Source organism: Paenibacillus sp. PastF-3, from assembly GCF_029893135.1.
GTDB classification, from domain to species: domain Bacteria; phylum Bacillota; class Bacilli; order Paenibacillales; family Paenibacillaceae; genus Paenibacillus_AQ; species Paenibacillus_AQ nitricinens.
This window is the reverse complement of record NZ_JARXWM010000007.1, coordinates 110,473-134,715: the sequence shown is the minus strand read 5'-3', so window position 1 is coordinate 134,715 and position 24,243 is coordinate 110,473. Positions and strand designations below refer to the sequence as shown.

Sequence of the window (24,243 nt, the reverse complement as noted above, 5' to 3'; positions counted from 1 at the left end):
CCAATAAAAAAGAGCAGTCCGACCATAGATTATCTAAGGTAGACTGCTCTTGTATGCAAGGAACAACTAGAATTCGGGTTTGCTAATTAAATCTTCAGGACTGCACCGTTACTTGCGTTGGTAACCATTTTGGAATAGCGAGCCAGGTAACCAGTCTTAACTTTAGGCTCAAACTCTTTCCAGCCGGTACGGCGAACCGCCAAAACTTCTTCTTCAACCAGCAATTCAATCTTACGGTTGTTGAGATCCAGTTCAATGATGTCTCCATCCTCAACAAAAGCGATTGGACCGCCTTCTGCAGCTTCTGGAGAGATATGACCGATGCTAATTCCGCGGGAAGCCCCCGAGAAACGTCCGTCTGTAATCAGACCGACCTTAGCACCAAGACCCATCCCCACGATTAGAGAAGTAGGAGCTAGCATTTCCGGCATACCCGGTCCACCCTTTGGACCCTCATAACGAATAACGACTACATGACCTTCTTTAACCTTACCGTTAGCGATACCTTCGAGTGCGGATTCTTGGGAATCAAAGCAGATCGCAGGACCTTTGTGATATCCACCAACAGAAGCATCAACTGCACCTACTTTAATGATGGAACCTTCTGGAGCCAGGTTGCCGTATAGGACGGCGAGACCGCCTCTTTCGGAGTAAGGATTATCGATCTTATGAATGACGGAAGTATCTTGGATTTCATGACCGATTACGTTCTCGGCTAATGTTTTGCCGGTAACTGTCATGCAGTCTCCGTAAAGAGCACCTGGTTTCTTCAGCAATTCATTCAAGACGGCACTAACGCCGCCTGCGCGGTCCACATCTTCAATGAAAATATCGGATGCTGGAGCCAGCTTCGCCAAATAAGGAACCCGGTTAGCCACTTCGTTAATGCGTTCAAGCGGATAATCGATACCAGCTTCTTGAGCCAGGGCAAGGGTGTGCAGTACTGTGTTAGTAGAACCGCCCATTGCCATATCCAGTGCAAACGCGTTATCGAGTGATTCTTTAGTTACGATATCTCTTGGTTTAAGGTCCAACTTAATCAATTCCATCAGTTGAGTAGCAGATCTGCGTACAAATTCTCTGCGCTCATCGGCTACAGCTAGGATGGTACCATTACCTGGCAATGCCAGTCCAAGTGCCTCTGCAAGGCAGTTCATGGAGTTGGCAGTGAACATTCCTGAACAAGATCCGCAGGTAGGACAACCGAATTGTTCTAATTCAAGTAACTCAGCATCATTGATTTTTCCAACTTGATGAGCACCTACGCCCTCGAATACGGAGGTAAGGGAGAGTTTTTTACCTTTACTGTCTACGCCGGCTTTCATTGGACCGCCACTTACGAACATGGTCGGGATGTTGACACGCAATGCGCCCATCATCATGCCTGGTGTGATTTTATCGCAGTTAGGGATGCAGACCATGCCATCGAACCAATGCGCGGAAACGACAGTTTCCAAGGAGTCAGCGATGATCTCACGGCTTGGCAGGGAATAACGCATACCGATATGTCCCATTGCGATACCGTCATCAACACCGATCGTATTGAATTCGAAAGGAACGCCGCCAGCTTCACGAATCGCTTCCTTAACAATCTTACCGAACTCTTGAAGATGCACATGACCTGGAACAATATCAATATAGGAATTGCAGACCGCAATAAACGGCTTTCCGAAATCTTCTTCTTTTACTCCGGCTGCACGCAGGAGACTACGGTGTGGAGCACGGTCAAAGCCTTTTTTAATCATGTCTGAACGCATTTTCTTGGCTGCCATAATGACATTCCCCCCTAAATGAATTTCAATCAAATATAGTGTCGCATTAACGCAATGAACTCCAAAGACCTGCGTATATACGGTTTATAGAAAGAACGGGGACCTGCTTCCTGAATAAGAAAAGCGATGCCGTTTCTATAAAAAAAGCCGCTGTTTTGGTATAAACAGTTACCGCCTAAAATGAACGGAGAAGTCATTGTTATTAGTGAGTCTATCACAAAGAGCACGTTTTTTCTACCGGACAATGTGAGATTTGTCGATTGACGAAGAGCGTGGGAAGTGAAGGAAAAGCCCATTTTCGTAAGGAAAGTGCTTTATTTGGAAATAGATCAGGGTTCTGATGGATCTATTTGCCACTCTAGACAACTTTAGGAGAGCTGAGTATGATGGGAATTATTATTTTATGGGAGGTGCTGGAAAATCGGGATTCGTCTACAATTACCGCCGTGGTAGATTGTTTGTACGGGGATGAATAGCTAAGGAGGAAAAGAGAATGTCACAGCGTACAACTTTTTTAAATCCAATTGTAGCAAGCTCGGGAGACCCGTGGGTATTCAAACATACCGATGGCTATTATTACTTTATGGCAACGAAAGGTAAATGTCTGGAGCTGACGAGATCTAGAACATTGACCGGTCTTGCAGAGGGTGACAAGAAAGTGATCTGGTCTCCCGAACCTGGGGGCAGCTACAGTTACAATCTGTGGGCGCCGGAAATTCATCATTTGGATAACAAATGGTACATTTACTACACTGCGAATGACGGAGGAGGCGACGAGTCTCGGCGGATTTGCGTGCTGGAAAATGAAACGGCTAATCCGCTGGAAGGACTGTGGGTATGGAGAGGTGCACTGCAGACACCTGTCTCAGGGTTGGATGGAACAGTAATGACTTTGCGGGAACAGCTGTACTTTCTGTATGCGGGATATGGTCATTTCCCTGATTATGGGTCAGCCATATACATTATGCGAATGAGTAATCCATGGACCTTGGAAGGTGAGCAACATCTGCTCACAGCTCCAACTCTGTCATGGGAGAAGCAAGGTGGCATGGCGATTAACGAAGGTCCGGTTATTTTGCAGCGAAACAATCGTATTTTCATGGTTTATTCGGCTAGTACGACGTGGTCTGAGGATTACGCACTAGGTATGCTCACCATGAGCGAAGCAGCAGATCCTTTGCAACCGCTCTCATGGGAGAAATCAATGTCACCTGTATTCTGCAAAAGTGTTGAGAACGGGATTTTTGCTACGGGACACAATAGTTTCACCCGATCTCCTGACGGCGAGGAAGATTGGATAGTCTATCATGCGCTTCCTTCCGCTGGAGCGGATGTGTCTTTACGCGCAACCCGTATCCAGAAATTTGGCTGGAATGTGGATGGAACACCGGATTTTGGGGTACCTTGTAGTGATACGCTTGCTCAGACTGCGCCATCGGGAGAGTAACATTAAAACATAAAATCAAGATTGAAAAGGCCGTTTATTACAGGAAAACTGTAATGAATGGCCTTTTCATTTAATGTGGATATTTTTAATCGTCGTCCATAATAATTGACGGAAAACGCCTGATTAATAAGGGTTATTTCATAAATGTGTAGATTTGTTGGTATGTTTTTTAATAGATTTGTAGCGTGATATAGTCATATATTTATTTGAGGAAAGTTCATAAGGTTACAAAAATATTGTATGAAAGCGTTGACATTTTGATTTTGGATGCTTATAATTCGATCTGAGATACAGAAAAACTGTATTAATCAAGGGGAGCTATCTACGTGGCAAAAAGGGCGTGGTTCCAAGCTTTGGATTTGCTTAAGGCGTTGTGGCAAATATTTTATAGTGGGAGGTTAAGTATGAAGAACAATGCAAAGCGTTATTTTAGTCTTTTATTTGTGTTAATACTGATCATTTCGACTGTAACAGCATGTAGTGGCAACAGTGCAAACAATGGGGCGGATAAAGGTGTCTCCAACAACAAAGAGAAAGAGAGCACAGCCAAAGACCCGGTTGATTTTACAGATATCAGCGCGGACATACGCGGCAATACAGCCCCAACCCAAGAGCAAATCGACGAAGTTAATCATTCCTTGAATGATACATACCTCGGCGACGTCTTCGATGAAGTCATTCCAAATGATTACTCAGCTTACCCTGTTAAAGGTGATGTGGTTCTGGATGTATGGATGCCTGCGAATTCTAATATTCCGGATATGAACAATCATGCCGTCCAGAAGCAGGTCGAGCAATTGACGGGCATCAAAGTAAACTTCATCACGCCGCCAATCGGCCAGGAAGCGGATGCCTTTACGTTGATGATTTCCTCCGGTGATCTGCCAGATATTATCATTGAGCCGGGACGCTACCCAGGGGGACTTGAAGCAGGTGTAAATGACGGTGCTTATATCGATCTGACTGATCTGATGGAAAAAAATGCTCCGAACTATACGAAGTGGCGCAATTCGGATGAATCAAGAAGAAAAACCACGGTCACGGATGACGGCAAGCTGCTCGGTTTTTATGGGATTGCCCCATACTCGGAGTGGACTTGGTTTGGGACGTTGATTAAGCAGGAGGCGCTGGATAAAACTGGGCTTGAGGTTCCAAATACGATTGACGAATGGCATACCTTCCTGACAAAAGCAAAGGAAGTTGGATACAAAGCTCCACTCAATTACGGATCTACTTATGGGCAGATCTTCACCGGCATCATAAATGGTGCTTATGGAGTTTGGGATTGGACCTTCCTTGATAAGAACGGCAAAGTAGCCTGGGGGCCGGCGCAGCCGAAAGCTAAGGAATATTTGACCACTATGCAGCAATGGAACAAAGAAGGATTGTTGAACCCGGACTGGGCGACGGCAGATTTTAACCAAAGAATGGCCAGCGCTATTTCGGGGGACACCGCTGTGATGATGGATTCTCCGGATACGATGTGGAGTTATTGGAAAGAGCAAAGCGGAATCGACTTTGTGGGGGCGCTGAACCCGGTTCTGAATAAAGGGGATAAATCTGCTACCACATACAAGAATTTTAAAAGAGCAGGGACCGAAGCTGCGATCACTACCCAAAGTGAGAATGTGGAAGCGGCAATGGCCTGGCTTGATTTCAATTACAGTAAAAAGGGCTGGGAATTGATTAACTTTGGCGAGTATGGAACGGTACATCTAATTGATGAGGCGGGAATGCCTTATTATCCGGAGAACAGCTATATCTATAAGGATCCTGAAGGTCAGCCGGTATCGACTACGTTATTCAAATACCGTATGCATAATTGGCCGAATATCCGTGACGAGCATCATGCCAATCCGCTGATTGCTACCAAAGGAAGCTACTCCGGAGATATCCGGAAATACTGGACTGAGAATATGGATACCAGCATGGCCATGCCGCCGATTTCCTTTACCAAAGAGGAGGCCTCACGGGAAGCTGAACTTGGTAACCAATTGTCAACTCTACGTGGAGAGTATTTTGCAAAGATTGTAATGGGAGAATTGTCGGTTGATGCCTATGATAAGTTCTTGAAAGAAGCTCAGAATATGGGACTGGATGAATTCCTAAATATCCATCAGGCAGCCTTAGATCGATATAACAAACGATAGGTGGTTGTTTTATGGAGATATTAAGAAAAAATAGAGAAATAAAGCCGATTCCTGAGTTCGCTAAACCTAAAAATACCAAGCTAGTGATTGAGAAAGATTTGAAAAAAAACTGGTTTGTATATCTGTTGGCCGTTCCTGTAGTGGCGTGGTTCCTGATTTTCTGCTACGGGCCGATGTGGGGGGTTATGATCGCTTTTAAGGATTTTAAACCCCTGCTGGGGTTTGGCCAGAGCGAGTGGGTAGGGTTCAAGCACTTTATTGATTTCTTCCAAGGTCCGTATTTTTGGAGAGTTGTTAAGAATACCTTGCTGCTTAATGTTTGGGGAATCGTCTTCGGATTTACAGCGCCGATTATTTTAGCTTTAATGCTGAATGAAATTCGTGGGGCTAAGTTTAAGAAAACCGTTCAAACCATTACCTATATGCCTCACTTTATTTCACTCGTGGTTGTCTGCGGGATCATCCATATTTTTGCTGCGGATGAAGGGATTATTACGCAAATCCTGCAATTTATTACCGGAAAAGAATATTCTTCACTGCTCGGATATTCTTCTTTCTTCCGGCCGCTTTATACATTCTCTGGCATTTGGCAGAGCATTGGTTGGGACAGTATCATTTACCTCGCTGCGATGAGCTCAATTGATACTTCTTTATATGAAGCAGCTGAAATCGATGGCGTAGGAAGAATAAAGAAAATGTGGCATATTACATTGCCGCAGATTAGCCCGGTGATCATCATCTTGTTCATTTTTGCAATTGGAGGGTTAATGTCATCCGGCTACGAGAAAATTATTCTGCTATACAATCCTCTGATTTACGATACTGCTGATGTCATTGCATCTTATGTTTACCGTCGCGGCTTAAGAGAAGCCAGTCTCAGTTATTCTACGGCGGTGGGGTTAATCAGTTCGATTGTTAACTTCGGGCTACTGTGGATGACCAATAGTATAGCCAAACGCAGATCCGAGGCCAGCTTATGGTAAGAAAGAGGGACAGCCATGAAAGATAATCTGCAGCCTAAATCGAAAAAAATCAGAAAGCATAGATCCACAGGGGACAGAATATTCGACTATTCACTGTATGCCTTATTAACCGCATTAACGCTGGTGTGCTTTTATCCTATCCTGCATATATTGTTTGCTTCCGTCAGTGATCCTAGCTCATTAGTTGCCCATAAAGGAATCTTGCTAAGACCGCTGGGGTTCACTTTGGATGGCTATAAGCTGGTGTTTAAAGATAACAGTCTGATCAACGGCTATAAAAACACGATTATATATGTAGGGTTAGGCACATTAGTCAACATGATCATGACCATTCTGGGAGCTTATGTATTGTCCAGACGAGGTTTGTATTTCAAAAACTTCATCATGATCCTGATTACAATCACCATGTTCTTTGGTGGCGGGTTGATTCCCTGGTTCCTATTAATGAAGGATATTGGTTTGTACAATAATTTGTGGGCTATGATTTTGCCAAGTGCTTTAAGTACATGGAACATTATTATTTTACGAACAAGCTTTCAAGCCATTCCGCAGGAATTGGAAGAAGCGGCTACCATTGACGGGGCAAGTCAGGCCCATATTTTAACGAAAGTGATTCTGCCGCTGTCCAAAGCTACGCTGGCTGTAATCTTTTTATACTATTTAGTTGGGAATTGGAACTCATGGTTTAATGCGATGGTGTTGTTGAAGGACAGACAGCTGTTCCCGCTGCAGCTATTAATGAAGGAAATATTAGTAGCTAATGATGCAACCGCAACCTCGATCGGCAGTGCAGGCGGTGTAGTCATCGATAGTGCCCAGAGCCAGACGGCTTTCCGCGAGCTGGTTAAGTATTGTGCGATCGTCGTTTCTACGCTTCCTATATTAATGGTATATCCTTTCTTGCAAAAATATTTTGTTAAAGGTGTTTACGTAGGTTCGATCAAAGGATAGCGGGCAAAACCCCCAAGTTCATCTTATATAGAATTATTAATAGGAGTGAAGTACACCATGTTGACAGAAGCGAGCAGCACATCCGTTCCACGTCCAGAATATCCAAGACCCCAATTTGCCCGTAAGGATTGGCTTAGCCTAAATGGAGAATGGGATTTTACGTTTGATGATGAAGATGTCGGTGAGGAAGAACAATGGTATCGGGCGGACATTAAGGGTCTATTTTCACGGGCTATTCAAGTGCCCTTTGCATTTCAGAGCAAGCTGAGCGGAATTGAAGATCCTTCCTTTCATGATGTTGTGTGGTATAGAAGAGCTTTCGAAGTTCCTGAGGGTTGGAACGGGAAAAGGATTGTCCTCCATTTCGGCGCCGTTGATTATTTGGCAAAAGTCTGGGTGAATGGTCAGCTGGTGGCCATGCATGAAGGCGGACATACGCCATTTCAGGCTGATATCACTCCTTCGCTAATTAAAGGAAGTAATACTATTATACTGCGCGCAGAGGATTTCAGCCGGGATGTCACTTTGCCGCGGGGCAAGCAATATTGGCTGGAACAGTCTGCTGCCATCTTCTATACCCGCACAACCGGAATCTGGCAGAGTGTCTGGCTTGAACCGCTGTCTGCAGTGCATCTGAGCAAAGCTATGATGACACCTGATATTGACCGCAATGAAATACGGCTTCGGACATTTCTGCAAGGATTTAAGTCTGCTGAGCAGCTCAAGCTGCGCATAACGGTATCGTATGACGGTGAAGTGATTGCAGAAGATCAATATTTGGTCCTGAATGCTGAGCAGCTGCGGACTATCGGCTTGGGTGATTTTGCGGATCATGGTCTTGGACGTTTATGGAGCCCTGAGCATCCGAATTTGTATGATATTCAATTCCAATTGCTTCGAAATGAGGAAGTAGTTGATGAAGCAGTGAGTTATTTCGGCATGCGCAAGGTGTCGATTGAAAATGGCAAGCTATGCTTGAATAACCGTCCATATTTCCAGAGACTGGTGCTGGATCAGGGGTACTTCCCTGACGGGATATTAACTGCACCGACAGACGAAGAGCTGAAACGTGATGCCCAGCTGACAAAGGAAATGGGTTTTAACGGGGTGAGAAAACATCAGAAGACAGAAGACCCCCGGTTCCTGTATTGGTGTGATAAGCTCGGCCTGTTGGTATGGAGTGAGGCGGCTAATGCTTATGAATATTCCGAGGCGTATGTGCGCCGCTACACGAAGGAATGGCAGGAGATCATTGAGCGCGACTATAACCATCCTTGTATCGTGACCTGGGTTCCGCTTAATGAGAGCTGGGGTGTTCCCAATGTCCAGATTGATACACGCCAGCAGCAGCACGGATTGGCAATGTATCATTTAACGAAATCCTTGGATGGGATGAGACCTGTTGTGTATAACGATGGGTGGGAGCATATGACTACAGATCTGGTAACTATTCATGACTATGAGAGCCATCAGGAAGTACTGGAGGAGAGATATGCCACGGCAGAATCTTCTGTAAATGCGATGCCGGCCAACCGCAAAATATTCGTCGGTGGAGCTTCGTATCAAGGCCAGCCGATTCTCGTATCCGAGTTTGGTGGAATTGCCTTCAAGAAAAGCGAGTGGGAGGGCTGGGGTTATTCTGGGGCAGAGAACGAAGAGGATTTCCTGATGAAGCTCAAGGCAGTGGTTGACCCGATGTTCACTTCCCCGGTGATCCAAGGTTATTGCTATACTCAGCTGACGGATGTCGAGCAGGAAATCAACGGACTGCTCACCTATGATAGACAGTCCAAAGCTCCGCTTGAAGCGATCCGCAATATCATGATGCATATCCAATAAATAACGATTACTAAAAGGAGTTACACCATGACACAACAAGTAACGCTTCCACGTCCTGAATATCCCCGCCCTGACTTTGTTCGACCAGAGTGGATCAATCTGAACGGCCAGTGGCAATTTGAAATTGATCATGGCAAAAGTGGGAAGGAACGCGGATACCCTGTTAACGAACATAATCTCTCAGGGACAATTACTGTGCCCTTCTGTCCGGAAAGCAAGCTGTCCGGTGTAGAATACAAAGATTTTATGGCTGCCGTATGGTATAAAAGGGAGTTTAATATGCCGGAGAACTGGATAAATGGCAGAGTTATCCTTCATTTTGGCGCCGTTGATTATATGGCAGAGGTCTGGGTGAATGGAGTATCCGTAGGTACGCATCGCGGAGGATATACTCCGTTTAGCTTTGATATTACTTCTAATCTTTTACCGGGCAGTAATGTGATTACTGTATATGCTGAAGACGACGTTCGATCGGGACGACAGCCGCGGGGCAAGCAGAGTGAACAGTTCCATTCGCATGGCTGTGATTATACACGCACTACAGGAATCTGGCAGACGGTATGGCTTGAGCAAGTGCCTGAAACCTATCTGTCTACTATGAAAGTTATCGCTGATCCCGACAATAGCTGCGTACATCTGGAAATGAAGGTACAAGGGAACGCAGCGGGAGATATACTTAGCGCTACTGCTCTTTATGGCGGCAAATCCGTTGGGGACAGCAGTGTGATTGTTTCCGGGCTCTCTATAAAACTTACGATTCCACTGACAGAGATTCACTTATGGGAAGTTGGAAACGCCAGATTGTATGACCTGAAGCTGTCTTTGCATAGTCAGGGACGGGAGAGTGATGTCGTCCATTCTTATTTTGGACTCCGCACTGTACGACTGGATGGGATGAAATTCCGGATCAATGGAAAATCCGTATTTCAGCGGTTAGTGTTGGATCAAGGTTTCTATCCGGAGGGAATCTATACCGCTCCTACTGATGAAGATCTGCGCAGAGACATCGAAATCTCGATGGGGCTTGGTTTTAATGGTGCGAGACTTCACGAGAAGATTTTTGAGCCGCGTTATCTTTATTGGGCTGACCAATTAGGTTATCTTGTCTGGGGAGAACATGCCAATTGGGGGTTGGATATTACTGGAGCTGATAGTCTATCGCACTTCCTGCCGGAATGGCTTGAAGGTATGCAGCGTGATTTCAATCATCCTGCGCTGATCGGCTGGTGTCCTTTTAATGAGACCTGGGACCGGGACGGTGTGAAACAGCATAACGCTGTGCTCCAGATTGTTTATGACGTATCAAAATGTATGGATCCAACTCGTCCGGTAATTGATACGAGCGGTAACTTCCATGTGGCTACAGATATCTTTGATCTTCATGACTATGACCAGAATCCGCAGACGTTCCGGGAAAGATATGAACCGATGAAGCATGGCGGTGAAGTATTTAATACCTTCCCGGCTCGCCAAACGTATGAAGGTCAACCTTACTTCATCAGCGAATATGGCGGAATTTGGTGGAACCCACAGCAGAAAGATGAGAAATCATGGGGGTATGGGGACAGACCGACCTCAGAGCAAATGTTTATCGAACGCTACGAGGGGCTGACGAATGTACTATTGGATCATCCGCTGATGTTTGGATTCTGCTATACCCAGCTGTACGATGTGGAGCAGGAAGTCAATGGACTGCACACTTATGACAGACAGCCGAAGTTCGATCCGGAGCGTATCCGCCGCATCAATGCGCGCAAGGCTGCAATTGAAGATTAGAGGCGCTACGTAACTATTCATTCGAAAGGAATGTGATAGATTATGAAAGTGAATTTCCGGCAAAAATGTCTGGTCGCCTTAAGTGTCCTTCTTATTCTTCCAATGGGGAAGGCGACCCTTGCAGTCTCTGATCATAATGACTTTTACAACGTGGTTATGCAGGACGGGGCGGACCCATGGGTATATAAACATACAGATGGCTTCTATTATTTCACCAAAACAACTGGCGGTAATGTTACCCTCTGGAAGTCAGCCCAGTTGACCACTATTGATGCAGCGCCTACAAAAGTTGTCAACACGGGCGGAAGCGGTATCTGGGCGCCTGAGCTGCATTATATAAACGGAGCTTGGTATATTTACTATGCGATGGACGATGGAGATAACGTCAACCACCGCATGCATGTAATGGAGAACACAGCGGCAGATCCGATGCAGGGAACTTGGCAGTATAAAGGCCAGATTACAGATTCAAGCAATATGTGGGCTATAGACGGTACTGTACTGCAAGTGAACGGCGAGCTGTATTTTATCTGGTCCGGCTGGGAGGAGAATGTCAATGTGCGGCAGAATCTCTATATCGCGCATATGAGTAATCCCTGGACTATTGATTCCGAACGCGTAGAGATTTCAAGACCAACGTATAGCTGGGAAACGAATCATTCCCCATATGTGAATGAAGGACCGCAGGTGATTATAAATGGAGAAGTCATTAGTTTGGTCTATTCGGCAAGTGGAAGCTGGACCAATGATTATTGTCTGGGACTGATCACCGCAGACATCTCCAGTAATCTGTTAAATCCGGCATCATGGCATAAACGCATTCAGCCTATCTTTTACTCAGGCAATGGACTTTACGGACCTGGACACCATTCGTTTACTAAGTCTCCTGACGGCCAAGAGGATTGGATTATGTACCATGTCGCCAAATACAATAACGCAGGCTGGAACCGCGAGGTGCGGATGCAGCAATTAAGCTGGAATGCTGATCATACCCCTAATCTGGGTATTCCTGTTAACCCTAATCTTCCGATAGCTTTACCTTCAGGTGAAACCATGCATACCCGCTACGAAGCGGAAAAAGGGGCGTTTGGCGGTATTGCCTATGCTTCTTCTAGTCCCAAGGGCTCGGGTGGACTGAAGGCTGGCCATATTGATACGCCGGACAGTTACGTGGAATTTTCAGTTGATGCGGCAGCCGCAGGCGAATATATTCTTTTGGCTCGAACGGCGAATGGAACGGCTGGCGGGAATTGGTCGGATTTTCAGCTGAGTGTCAATGCAGGACCATCCAGCCCATTTTATATCACCAATAAAGGGTGGGAGAATTGGGGGCTGTCCACAGCACGGATTCAACTGAAGGCAGGCATGAACAAGCTTCGTTTTACCAAAGGCGATGGTTACGGAGAAATTGATTTCATTGATATTAAGCCATTGTGAATCGAACAAACCAAAGAGACCTATGAAATGGCTTCCGGTTTTCCGGAGGTCATTTTAGGTGAAAGGACCTGTTGGTGTAATTGTTTTTCATCTCATTAAGAAGTAAGATTAGGATAATTATTAGGATACAAGGAGAGCTGATTTGTGCTGGAACTTAGCTTAAACGACCCGGAAAAATTAGTCAAAGTAACGCATGCATTATCAACTCGTTCTAGGGTTGATATTCTTCGGCTCTTAAACTCCAAAAACTTAAACATTATTGAAATCGCTGAGAAGCTGAAGCTTCCAGTGTCGACAGTAGCCAGCAACATCAAAGTATTAGAAGCAGCAGAGTTAATTCATACAGAATTGCTTCCGGCTTCACGCGGGGCGATGAAAGTCTGCAGCCGGAATTATGATGATCTTCATATTGCCTTGAATCTGAAAGAACCAATGTCAAAGGGATTAACACAAGTCTATGAAGTAGAGATGCCAATCGGTCATTATAGCGACTGTGAGGTATCTCCTACTTGCGGGATGGCTAATAGCGAGGGTCTTATTATCAAAGAAGATGAACCGTCGAGCTTCTATCACCCAAAACATGTCAACGCTCAGCTGATCTGGCTCCGCAAAGGATTTCTGGAATATTTGCTGCCTATGGATATCCCCTCCGGAGCACAAATTGAATCGCTTGAATTATCAATGGAGATCTGTTCCGAAGCTCCGAATTATGACCAGAATTGGCCTTCGAACATTTCCGTATGGGTGAATGGTTCCGAGATCGGCATGTGGACCAGTCCTGGTGATTTCGGTGACCGGCGGGGTAAGCTGAATCCTAATTGGTGGTGGGATGGATCCACACAATACGGGTTTCTCAAGACCTGGCGTGTTGACAATGAAAAGACGACGCTTGATATGGAGAAGGTGTCGAATGTTTCCTTAAATGATCTTCTGATAAACCGGAGCCCCAAATTGCGGCTGCGCATCGGAATCAATCCTGATGCAGTTCATCAGGGCGGACTGAACCTGTTCGGGCGCCAGTTTGGTGATTATGAACAACATATTATGATGAAAGTAAAATATACAATGGATCAGGATGAAGTAGAGCTTTAGCTTAGGAGATGAACAAATCAAGGGGGGCCTCGGAAACGAATCTTCGTATCCAAGGAACCGCCTTGATTTGTTCGTTCTGGATGTAAAGTCAGAGTGTGCGCCTTAGGGCGGCACGCTGAAGGGTGATCATCCAGTCAACGGACGGCTCAATCAGCGGGTGAAAGAGACGTTTAACTGACGGCTGAGCCAGCAATATGGTGAATAATACGGCGGTGAGCAGCAGAACCACTGCCCCAGCAGCATTGCCAATATAGGTGTAAATATCGGAAACAGCGGCCAGACGAACGATAAAACCATGAAGCAGGAAGACATACAATGTGCGGCGCCCGCAGTCGGTCATGCGGCTCGCTCCGTAAGGTACAAGGCCGAGGAAAGCGAGCGAAGCGACAATTTGTAGTCCGTACAGTCCCAGGCGGTATACGCCTGCATACCATACATTGGCATCAAGCTGCATATAGGTCATGTTGCCATATAACCAGCCTAAGGGAAATCCCGCCCCCCATCCTGCCATGACGGCAAAGAGTAGAATAGAGGCAGCAGCTGCAATGATTTTGATATATTTCTGATAGAGCTTGACGAAGGTTTCGAACGAAAAATGATAGCCGATAACGAAAAAAGGCAAATATACAAAGGTACGGCTGATGCTGAACCATACACCGTCCAGCTGGAGATATCCGACAGCCACCCCCGCTGTTACAGTGAAGAGGAGCTTAGCGGTTACGGACCATTTGCTCATTCCGAGCATCAGGAGGCGCCAGCAGGCATGACTGGCCAGAAACCACAGGAGCAGATAGGGTGCGAAAATGGAATGCTGGATGTTGCTTACGTGAAAGAGAGAAACGTCGAGTGCAGAATATAAGCTTTGAAAAATGAGGTATTGCAATCCAATTTGCAGCAGGATTTTGCGGCCGGTAGTTCCGGCAAGGCTTTTTCTGGCGAAATAGCCGGTCACCAGTACGAACAGCGGCATGTGAAAGCTGAAAATCCACATATATAATCCGTGTATTCCGCCCATTTTGTTAATCAGAGGTTCAATTGCATTACCGGCAAAAACAGTGATCATAAGCATAAAACGCAGGTTGAGAAAAAAGATTCCTCCGCGCGCTTCCAGCGAGTTTCCCCCTACCATGATTTAGCCTCCAAGTTGTGCTGTATGCAAATTGATTAATTTAATTTTAAAATACAAGATTTTCTTCAATTGAATTGTGAATTAACTCACTATTGAAAGCGTTGTCATAAGTATCAAATGTGGCGATGTGTTGAAGGTTGTTAGAATAGTGGGTTTCTACTATAATTTTCTTATATGCAGTAACATCCGGGAGTGGAGCATGTTGAAGAAAAGAATAACTAAGCGTCGTATTGGTTTAATTGTAATAATCATTCTTGTTGTAGCCGGATTGCTGTTGTGGAGATATTTAACGCCATATGCACCGGCTCAAGAAGCCGAAACTGCACTGATTTCAAGTGGTGGAGTTACCGTCGAACAGAATGATAATTGGATCTCGTTCGAACCTTCCATCACTAAAGGCGCCTCGATTATATTTTATCCTGGGGCTTTGGTTAAACCGGAAGCTTATTCCCCTCTTGCGAAGAGCGTCGCTGCTGAAGGGCATCCCTTTTACATCGCCAAAATGCCGTTTAATTTAGCCGTAACCAAGGGTGATGCCGCAGAAGAGATCATTCGTGTGCATCCGAAGCAGTCATTTGTGCTGGGTGGACATTCACTTGGGGGTGTTATGGCCTCACGTTACGCAATTCAGCATGCGGACCAGCTGGAAGGTGTGTTTTTCTTAGCCTCTTATCCAGATGACAAAGGAAGTCTGCGAGAGACTACTTTGTCAGTGTTGTCGGTTGTGGGTACTGAGGATCAAGTGATTGACAGAGACAGTTACAACAAAGGCCGTTCCTATCTGCCAGATAACACAGTTTATAGTTCAATTATAGGTGGGAATCACGCGCAATTTGGCAGCTACGGGCCTCAGAAGGGGGACGGTGAAGCCACAATATCTGAGGAAGAGCAGCAGAGTCGCACAGTAAGTGCCCTGTTGGATTGGCTGGGAAATCTGAGGTAGCTATGGCTCATTCAACAGAGGGAGGAAACAATTCATGCCAGTATTACACATTAAAGATGAATGCGTTTCCTGCACCGGAATATTGTTCGATAAAGACGGGACGTTATTGGATCTATTAGCCACTTGGGGGAATTGGGCCGAGCTTGTACTGTGTGGAATGGAAAATCAGCTTGCGATTATGGAAACCGATTTTATCGTGGATCGGAGTAAAGTGCTGGGTACCCAGCATGATGCTGCAGGAAAGCTGATTGGTTATGATCCGGCAGGGCCGCTCACCATGGCTACAGAAGAAGAAAGTTATGGTGTGCTTGCATGGCAGCTGTATGCTGCGGGTGTTCCTTGGAATGAAGCGTTGACCCGTGTAAAGAGTATAGCTAAGGACGCTATGTATGAATTACGCAAACGCCGCACGGCACAACCCCTGGAAGGGCTTCTTCCTTTTCTGGAACAGTGCGCGGCTGCATCACTCAAGCTAGGGGTGGTTACCTCAGATGGCGCAAAGACCACTCAGGAGCATCTGGATTGGCTTGGTATTGCTCATTACTTCCATTCGGTAGTTACAAGAGACAGAGTATTAAACGGAAAACCCGCACCTGAAATGGCTGAATTAGCCTGCCGGGAGCTTGGGCTGTCTCCTGAAGTGACGATTATAATTGGTGACAGTAATGCAGATATGCAATTGGGTAAAGGTGCAGGCTTACGCCTCGCCGTTGGAATCTCCAACATGGGTGATGGGAATCACTTGATTGACGCAGATGTGATTATTTCTAGCTTTAATGAGCTAAGGATCACCTACTGATCAGCATACTAATGGAAAGGATGTGCTACAACAAATGGATCAATTGCAGACACTTGCTTCTTGGATTAAAGACTGTGACAACATCGTTTTTTTCGGAGGGGCAGGTACATCAACCGAGAGTGGGATTCCGGATTTCCGCTCGGCAGCAGGATTATACCAGACTCAACACAATTCACCTTATCCGCCTGAAGTGATGCTGAGCCGTACTTTTTTTATGTCCTCACCGGACATTTTTTTTGATTTTTACCGTAGTAAAATGCTTCATCCTGCTGCTCGTCCAAATGGCGCGCATCAGCTGCTTGCAGAATTGGAACGGCAGGGCAAGCTTAAGGCAGTGATTACGCAAAATATTGATGGCTTACACCAGCTGGCGGGTAGCCAAAAGGTACTTGAGCTGCATGGTTCCATTCATCGTAACTATTGCATGGACTGCTCACGTTATTACGGGCTGGAGCAGCTCCTAAGTACCACTGAGGTCGTCCCTCGCTGCCCCGAATGTGGTGGCATTATCAAACCAGATGTTGTGCTTTATGAAGAAGAACTGGACCATTCGTTGCTGATTAGTTCTGTCGAAGCGATAGCCGCTGCAGATATGCTAATTATTGGTGGAACTTCTCTTACAGTTCAGCCTGCAGCTAGTCTGGTCACTTATTTTCGGGGCAAACGCACGGTGCTGCTGAATGGGGACCCCACCCCTTTTGATGATCAAGCTGATCTTTTGATTACAGACCGGATTGGGAAAGTACTTGGAAGTGTAAAGGATATGCTTGGTTAGAGGTTCTCATGGCTTGTCTTTTGTCAGATTATTATTGCGCTCAGAAGTTTAAAGATAAGGAAGAACGAAGTAGCGCGCAATGAGAGGCAGGGATAAGCAATGGTATATGTAGCAAGTGATGAACGGTATGTAGAGATGTGTTATAACCGTTGCGGGAACTCAGGTCTTAAGCTTCCGGCAATCTCATTAGGACTATGGCAGAATTTTGGTGGAATTGATCCTTACGAGAATGGCCGAGAAATGATCACCCGTGCCTTTGATCTTGGAATTACTCATTTTGATCTGGCCAACAACTATGGACCACCAGCAGGTTCAGCAGAAGAACTGTTTGGAAAAGTGCTTGCTAGTGATATGGCTCCATATCGAGATGAAATGGTAATTTCAACGAAAGCAGGGTATAACATGTGGCCCGGCCCTTATGGAGAATGGGGTTCGCGTAAATATATGCTGGCCAGTCTGGATCAGAGTCTGAAGCGGCTGGGCCTAGATTATGTTGATATCTATTATTCGCACCGGCCGGACCCGGAAACACCTCTTGAAGAAACCATGCAGGCGCTTGACCATGCTGTCCGTTCCGGCAAAGCTCTGTATATAGGATTATCTAACTATACCGCGGAGCAGACGCTCGAATCGATTAGAATTCTGAATAGTTTAGGAACACCGCTCTTAATTCATCAGCCTAGTTATTCTATGCTCGATCGCTGGATTGAGGGTAGTTTACAGGATGTGCTGGAACAGAGCGGAGTTGGCAGTATCGCTTTTACACCTTTGGCTCAAGGATTGTTAACCAATAAGTATTTAAATGGAATCCCAGAAGGATCAAGAGCGGCCAAACCCTCTGCTGCGTTAAATGAAAGCCGGATAACACCGGATGTGAAGCGCAAGATCCACGCGTTAAATCAGCTTGCTGTTTCAAGAGGCCAGAGTTTAGCGCAGCTTGCACTAGCTTGGACACTACGTGATGGGAGGATTACTTCTGCATTGATAGGGGCTAGCAGAATTAGTCAGATTGAAGAGAATATAGCTGCACTTCAGCATTTGGAGTTCTCGCAGGCAGAATTGGATCGCATTGAGACTATTCTTCAAACGGAGAATGGAACTTGATGAAGACGCGGGTGAAGGGATGAGCGACATCAATGGAGTTGCTTCAAGATGAGAACAAGGTGAAAGAGTGGGCCGAAGCCAACTCGGGATCTATAGGCTTAAACAGGTCGAAGATTGAGGCTAAGTATATTTGGAATCCTGGAGGGTTTGTAAACCAATCTTATCGCATAACGGATGGTCAATCCTCTCGTCATTTAAAACTCTCGCAAGTACAAAAAGCAGCAGGACTTAAACAGTGGGTTAAGATCAGTGAACATTTGACTTATAATTACAATTCACCACGGTTGATTAGGGAGATTACACAAGAAATAACCTCTGGTTATTCTTATGGTTTAGTGTTTGATTTTATCGAAGGTAAACCATTAAGCTCCATTTCCGATCCACTGCCAGTGATTGAAAAGGTTCTGAGGTCACTTCATCAATTACATGGGGATAAAGAGATTAGGCTGGCAGTTGCAAGTGAAGATAAGAACTACAACTATGCCGCCGCATTTACTGACGAATACATCAATCGATTTGAAGAAGATCTGCAATTTATTAGAGCGGAGAAGCATTTGCTAGACTTCGTAACGGCGGACACTTTAGAATGGTTCGATACAGAAGTGGAAGCTTTGAGAATAATGGTTAGTCAGCACCCTTCTTTTCAGAGAAAGGCGTCCGACATCGTACACAATGATGTGAATTGGCAGAATATCTTAGTCAATGATCCTAATGAATTTTGGATCATTGATTGGGATGACCTAACGGTATTTGGAGACGCTGCCATGGATTATTCCGTACTACTTTGGCCGCTCTATAAATCAAAAGATTGGACTTACTGTAGAGATCTGGTTATTGATTTAGCAGGCATTGCAATAATGGAACGGATTGAGTTTTATTTTAGAGCGAAGCTTCTTGATGATGTGATTGATGTTCTCGCTGACTATGTGGATGCGGAGCATGTGCCAGAACTGAAAGAAATGGCTCAGAAAAGGGCGAAAGAGATACATCTACGAGCTTACCCTGAATATCTGAGTCTATATGCAAAATAACCGAAGCTCACTGAAAGATCAGCTTAATAAAGGGATTCTCATATTGGACTTGCCTAATATGTGAATCCCTTTTTCAAAGGCTTCCCTTACTGATTTGTCTTTTTTACATGTCTAGTCGTTGTGAGACGGTAAGCGGTGGGTGACTGAGCACAAAACCGTTTGAATTGGCGTGAGAAGTATAAAGCATCGGTGAGCCCCACGGATGCTGCTACCTGTTCCACGGACAGCTCGGGCCGTTCACGCAGCAGCTGTCTGGACTTTTCAATGCGCAGCTTCAGCAGGTAGGTCACCGGAGATAATCCGGTCTCTTGCTTAAATACACGGGATAGATAGGCCCGGTTATAGCCAAGAGTATCACACATTTGTTCAATGGATACTGGATGAGCATATTGGGAGGCCATGTAGTGGATCATTTGCTTCACAGTACGCTTAACCTGTGATTCAGCTCCAGGAAGACGGGAGAAGGAAGAGAGTAAATCTGCAGCTTCACCTACAATGAGATAAAGATACCCTAGAGAAGTCAGGTGGGCACTTTCTTTGTTTGCTTTGAAGGCTTGCATGATACTGGAAAGGGCACCTGGGATGACGCTATCACCAGTTGTAGTCACCACAGGTTTTTGAGGTGTAAAGCCTGTCTGCAGCACAAGGCTATCAGCCTCACTCCCTGTAAAAGCTGCCCAGCGATAGCACCAGGGCTGATCTTTATCCGAAATATAACTGACCAGCTGTCCTGGATGAATAAGGAAGAAGTCACCTTTTTCCAGTGCATATTGATGATGTTCAGTACGGAAAACCCCTGAGCCAGACTCAATAAAGTGAAGTAAATAATAATCGTAAATCTTAGGGCCAGCTTGATGCATAGGAATCGTCTGACTCTGACCAGCAAACAGTACATGGAGATTTTGTTTATCGTAATACACGGGATTAGATCCTACGGAATAAGTATGCTCCATTTGAGACAGCCTTTCTTGTGTTATTGTAATTTTATGGCTTATAGTTTAAGGTGTGTTAATTATTTGTGTAATTATTATATTATGGGAAGTCACATTTATCCATACATTACACACATGATTGCATTATCAGAGGATGACTGATTCTATTATAATGAATACATAAAGAACGCTTTACTAAATCCCACTGGCTGAAGCAGCGAAAGGATGGAGTGGCATTAATGAGCACACAGGAACTTAACAAGAAATTCATCGAAAAGTACGGGGTAAGCGAGCAAGAAGCTCAAGTATTTTATGCACCAGGCCGTGTTAATCTCATTGGAGAGCACTTGGATTATAACGGTGGATACGTGCTGCCGGCAGCTTTGGAATTCGGAACAACGTTGATTGTGCGTCCACGCAGTGACAGCAAAGTGAATTTTGCATCTACTAATTTTCCTTATGAAGCAACTATTGATTATAGTGAAATTGGCAAGGGCAAAACTGGAGAATGGATCGACTATCCGGTTGGAGTAATGGTTGAATTGGAGAAGAAAAACACTCCTGTATCTAAAGGTTACGATCTGCTGTTCCATGGTGATATTCCGAATGGCGCAGGCTTGTCCTCATCGGCTTCTCTTGAAGTCGTGACTGCTTATGCTTTCCTGACGCTCGAAGGCGGCGACACGGATACCGTTGAGATTGCACTCTTGTCTCAGCGTGCTGAGAACCAGTATGTAGGTGTAAACTCCGGAATTATGGATCAGTTCGCAGTTGCTAATGGCAAACAAGATCATGCGATCCTGTTAATGTGCGATACGCTTGAATATAATCTGGTACCTTTCATCACAGGTGCTTACAAACTGGTTATCGGCAACACGAACAAACGCAGAGGACTTGTAGATTCCAAGTACAATGAGCGTCGTCAGCAGTGTGATGAGGCCCTGTCTATTTTGCAAAAAGAAGTGCCTTCACTTGCTTATCTGGCACAGTTCAATCGTGAACAGTTTGAAGCGCATCAAGATAAAATCACAGATGAAATTGTTAGACGCCGCGCTCGCCATGTTGTGGAAGAGAATCAACGTGTACTAGAATCCGTTGAGGTCTTAAAGAACAATGATCTGAAGCAGTTTGGACAGTTCATGAATGACTCACATACTTCCCTACGTGATTTGTATGAAGTTAGCTGTGATGAGCTGGATATTATGGTTGAAGAAGCACAGCGTATTCCCGGTACACTCGGTTCCCGTATGACTGGCGCAGGTTTCGGTGGCTGTACTGTATCCTTGGTACATGAAGATGATATAGAACGTTTCATTCGTGAAGTAGGCGAGGCATATACCACAAGATCTGGTTTGGTTGGTGAGTTCTACGTTTGCGGCATCGGTAATGGTGTCCAAGAATTGAAGGGAGTGTAATCAAATGGCAATTTTAGTAACAGGTGGAGCGGGGTATATTGGATCTCATACGGTAGCAGAGCTGTTGGAACGCGGCGAAGAAGTGGTAGTCATCGACAATCTGCTAACAGGGCATCGTGAGGCACTATTGGGTGGCAAGCTGTACGAAGGTGATCTGCGTGATAAGGAGCTGCTTGGCAAGCTGTTCGCCGAGAATGAGATTGATGCGGTTATACATTTTGCGGCAAGCTCATTGGTTGGTGAAAGCATGAAGGACCCTGTGAAATACTATGACAACAACGTATACGGCACACAATGCCTTTTGGAAGCTATGCAAAAAGCTGGCGTGAACAAAATCGTATTCTCGTCTACAGCTGCAACCTATGGTGAACCGGAAAAGGTGCCGATTGAAGAAACAGACCGTACCGAGCCAGCAAACGTATATGGCGAAACTAAGTTGACTATGGAACGCATGATGGCATGGTTTGATAAAGTACTGGGTATCAAATATGTAGCGCTTCGTTACTTTAATGCTGCAGGTGCACATGCTAGTGGCAAAATTGGTGAAGATCATCGTCCGGAAAGTCATTTGGTTCCGCTAGTATTGCAAACCGCTTTGAAGCAACGAGAGAGCATCGCCGTGTTCGGAGACGACTATCCTACAGAAGACGGTACTTGTGTGCGCGACTACATTCATGTTAGCGATCTGGCTGACGCCCATGTTCGTGCAGTAACTCATCTGCGTAGCGGAAGCAGCAGTAATATTTTTAACTTGGGAAATGGACTTGGTTTCTCGGTGAAACAGGTTATTGAAACTGCAAAGAAAGTCACGGGACTAGAAATCCCTGTAGTTATTCAAGAACGCCGTGCTGGAGATCCTGCTGTACTGGTAGCTTCCTCCGACAAAGCGCGTTCTATCCTTGGATGGAACCCGCAGCATGCGGACTTAGAGAATATCATTCAAAGCGCCTGGAACTGGCATTCTGCCAATCCGCAGGGGTACGGAGAATAAGGGGCTTTAGCATAGCTTAACTAGAGCATGAGACCCTACTTAAGGAGAATTGAAAATGCACAACGAGAATAAGGTTGCGTCTACTGACCAGAAAGCCTTACATGCGATTGAGCAGCTAGTTCTGTTCGCACAACGTGAGCAGCTCATTGCTCCAACTGATGAAGACTATAGCCGTAATGTGCTGCTAGATCAGTTCGGATTTAGTGAGCCGTTCGTTGGCGAGGTCGATCAAAGTCCACTTACAGGTCCGCAGGTTCCACTGGATACACTGATTGATTATGGTTTTGAAATCGGATTGATTCCAGAGAATAGCGACACTTACCGTGACTTACTGGATGCTAAGATTATGGGACTCTTAATGGCCCGTCCATCAGACGTAAATGCGGAGTTCAACCGTTTAGCTGCTGAAAAAGGTATCTCCGCGGCTACAGATCGCTTTTATAAATTAAGCATAGATTCCAACTATATCCGGATGGACCGGATTTCCAAAAATGTCTACTGGCTGCAGGATTCGCCTTACGGTGATATCGAGATGACAATTAATTTGTCCAAGCCTGAGAAGAGCCCGAAGGAAATTGCTATGGCCCGTTTGCTCCCGCCGCCGGTCTATCCAAAATGTCTGCTGTGCCGCGAGAATGTGGGGTATGCTGGTCGGGTTAATCATCCGCCGCGTCAGAACCTGCGTGTCATTCCACTTCAGCTGAATAATGAGAAATGGCTCTTTCAGTATTCGCCATATGTTTACTACAACGAGCACTGTATTGTATTCCATCATGATCATGTGCCAATGAAGCTTACCAAGGATACCTTGAACCGGCTGCTTAGCTTCGTGGAATCTTTTCCGCACTATTTTATTGGCTCGAATGCAGATTTGCCGATTGTGGGCGGATCGATTCTAACGCATGACCATTTTCAAGGTGGACGTCATACCTTCCCTATTCAGAAAGCGCCTAAGGAAGATACGTTCACGCATGCATCTTATCCGGGTGTCAGCATTAATATCGTAAAATGGCCTATGTCCGTATTACGTTTGAATGGTGTAGATCCGGCGGTATTGCTGGAGTGTGGTAATGCACTTTATGAAGCTTGGAAAGCGTATAGTGATCCTGAAGCAGAAGTATTGGCGTTCAGCGAAGCTGATGGTGAAGTGCAGCCTCATAATACCGTTACTCCGATCGTTCGTCGGGCAGAAGATGGCAGCTTCGAGATGGATCTTGTGCTGCGTAATAATCGAACTAACGAGCAATATCCGGAAGGGATTTTCCATCCCCATCGGGAGATGCACCATATCAAGAAAGAAAATATCGGCTTGATTGAGGTCATGGGACTCGCAATTCTGCCAGGCCGTCTGAAGGAAGAGCTTGATTCTATTGCGAGCATCCTTGCAGGAGATCAAGCGCTATTAGAATCGGTAAAGAATGATCCTAGTCATCCACTTGCGCAGCATGCTGCTTGGGTTCAGGAGCTTGTAGAGCGTTTCGGAACGGCGTTGCAGCATGATGAAGCCGTCAAGATTGTGCAGAACGAAGTCGGCATCAAGTTTACTCATATTCTTGAACACGCGGGCGTCTATAAACGGACTCCGGAAGGGCAAGCTGCTTTCCGTCGTTTCGTGAAGAGCTTCGGCGCGTTGTAAGTTTGGATAGGGGATGTTCTTAAGGCCTTAGGTCTTAAGGA

Annotated in this window: 19 protein-coding genes; 16 read left to right on the top strand and 3 right to left on the bottom strand. The window is 45.6% G+C overall.

What is annotated here, in order from left to right; translation table 11 throughout:
• Positions 1–86 precede the first annotated feature (86 nt).
• Positions 87–1,772, bottom strand: a complete 1,686-nt coding sequence (ilvD, locus tag M2444_RS15775; RefSeq protein ID WP_094870585.1) for a dihydroxy-acid dehydratase — start codon at positions 1,770–1,772, stop codon at positions 87–89.
• 493 nt (positions 1,773–2,265) lie between these two features.
• On the opposite strand from ilvD, the gene M2444_RS15770 reads away from it, so the two are divergent.
• The 8 genes from M2444_RS15770 to M2444_RS15735 all read left to right on the top strand — a co-directional run bounded on the left by M2444_RS15770 (position 2,266) and on the right by M2444_RS15735 (position 13,447).
• The gene (locus M2444_RS15770) at positions 2,266–3,219 is read left to right on the top strand and encodes a glycoside hydrolase family 43 protein (protein WP_094876590.1); all 954 of its coding nucleotides are present in this window, start codon (positions 2,266–2,268) and stop codon (positions 3,217–3,219) included.
• A gap of 404 nt (positions 3,220–3,623) precedes the next feature.
• Complete coding sequence (locus tag M2444_RS15765; protein WP_094870587.1) at positions 3,624–5,369, top strand: extracellular solute-binding protein; 1,746 nt, start codon at positions 3,624–3,626, stop codon at positions 5,367–5,369.
• Between the two features lie 11 nt (positions 5,370–5,380).
• A complete protein-coding gene (locus tag M2444_RS15760; RefSeq protein ID WP_280787424.1) occupies positions 5,381–6,352 on the top strand; it encodes an ABC transporter permease in 972 nt (323 codons plus the stop codon).
• A 15-nt stretch (positions 6,353–6,367) separates the two neighbouring features.
• A complete protein-coding gene (locus tag M2444_RS15755) occupies positions 6,368–7,303 on the top strand; it encodes a carbohydrate ABC transporter permease (RefSeq protein WP_094870589.1) in 936 nt (311 codons plus the stop codon).
• 57 nt (positions 7,304–7,360) lie between these two features.
• A complete protein-coding gene (locus tag M2444_RS15750) occupies positions 7,361–9,142 on the top strand; it encodes a glycoside hydrolase family 2 protein (protein WP_280787423.1) in 1,782 nt (593 codons plus the stop codon).
• 27 nt (positions 9,143–9,169) lie between these two features.
• Entirely contained in the window at positions 9,170–10,918 is a 1,749-nt protein-coding gene (locus M2444_RS15745; RefSeq protein ID WP_280787422.1) for a glycoside hydrolase family 2 protein, read from the top strand.
• Between the two features lie 42 nt (positions 10,919–10,960).
• A complete protein-coding gene (locus M2444_RS15740) occupies positions 10,961–12,355 on the top strand; it encodes a family 43 glycosylhydrolase (RefSeq protein WP_280787421.1) in 1,395 nt (464 codons plus the stop codon).
• A gap of 144 nt (positions 12,356–12,499) precedes the next feature.
• A complete protein-coding gene (locus tag M2444_RS15735) occupies positions 12,500–13,447 on the top strand; it encodes an ArsR/SmtB family transcription factor (RefSeq protein ID WP_280787420.1) in 948 nt (315 codons plus the stop codon).
• An 88-nt stretch (positions 13,448–13,535) separates the two neighbouring features.
• Here M2444_RS15735 and M2444_RS15730 read toward each other — a convergent pair whose 3' ends face one another.
• A complete protein-coding gene (locus tag M2444_RS15730; protein ID WP_280787419.1) occupies positions 13,536–14,576 on the bottom strand; it encodes an acyltransferase family protein in 1,041 nt (346 codons plus the stop codon).
• A gap of 199 nt (positions 14,577–14,775) precedes the next feature.
• On the opposite strand from M2444_RS15730, the gene M2444_RS15725 reads away from it, so the two are divergent.
• From M2444_RS15725 to M2444_RS15705, 5 genes are all read left to right on the top strand, one after another.
• Positions 14,776–15,519 (top strand): alpha/beta hydrolase, encoded by a 744-nt coding sequence (locus M2444_RS15725; protein WP_094870594.1) that lies wholly within the window; start codon positions 14,776–14,778, stop codon positions 15,517–15,519.
• Between the two features lie 34 nt (positions 15,520–15,553).
• Complete coding sequence (locus tag M2444_RS15720; protein ID WP_280787418.1) at positions 15,554–16,318, top strand: HAD family hydrolase; 765 nt, start codon at positions 15,554–15,556, stop codon at positions 16,316–16,318.
• 34 nt (positions 16,319–16,352) lie between these two features.
• Positions 16,353–17,093: an NAD-dependent protein deacylase gene (locus M2444_RS15715; RefSeq protein WP_280787417.1), complete on the top strand. Its 741-nt coding sequence runs from the start codon at positions 16,353–16,355 to the stop codon at positions 17,091–17,093.
• A 99-nt stretch (positions 17,094–17,192) separates the two neighbouring features.
• A complete protein-coding gene (gene mgrA / locus M2444_RS15710; RefSeq protein ID WP_094870597.1) occupies positions 17,193–18,197 on the top strand; it encodes an L-glyceraldehyde 3-phosphate reductase in 1,005 nt (334 codons plus the stop codon).
• A 32-nt stretch (positions 18,198–18,229) separates the two neighbouring features.
• Positions 18,230–19,228: an aminoglycoside phosphotransferase family protein gene (locus M2444_RS15705; protein WP_280787416.1), complete on the top strand. Its 999-nt coding sequence runs from the start codon at positions 18,230–18,232 to the stop codon at positions 19,226–19,228.
• An 86-nt stretch (positions 19,229–19,314) separates the two neighbouring features.
• Here M2444_RS15705 and M2444_RS15700 read toward each other — a convergent pair whose 3' ends face one another.
• The gene (locus tag M2444_RS15700; RefSeq protein ID WP_280787415.1) at positions 19,315–20,181 is read right to left on the bottom strand and encodes an AraC family transcriptional regulator; all 867 of its coding nucleotides are present in this window, start codon (positions 20,179–20,181) and stop codon (positions 19,315–19,317) included.
• Positions 20,182–20,399: 218 nt separating this feature from the next.
• Between M2444_RS15700 and M2444_RS15695 the strand changes: the two genes are divergently transcribed.
• From M2444_RS15695 to M2444_RS15685, 3 genes are read left to right on the top strand one after another with little or no spacing between them, the layout of a single operon-like run.
• The gene (locus M2444_RS15695; protein WP_280787414.1) at positions 20,400–21,575 is read left to right on the top strand and encodes a galactokinase; all 1,176 of its coding nucleotides are present in this window, start codon (positions 20,400–20,402) and stop codon (positions 21,573–21,575) included.
• Positions 21,576–21,579: 4 nt separating this feature from the next.
• Positions 21,580–22,566, top strand: a complete 987-nt coding sequence (gene galE / locus M2444_RS15690) for a UDP-glucose 4-epimerase GalE (RefSeq protein ID WP_280787413.1) — start codon at positions 21,580–21,582, stop codon at positions 22,564–22,566.
• 55 nt (positions 22,567–22,621) lie between these two features.
• Entirely contained in the window at positions 22,622–24,202 is a 1,581-nt protein-coding gene (locus M2444_RS15685) for a UDP-glucose--hexose-1-phosphate uridylyltransferase (protein ID WP_280787412.1), read from the top strand.
• The last annotated feature ends 41 nt before the right edge of the window (positions 24,203–24,243 follow it).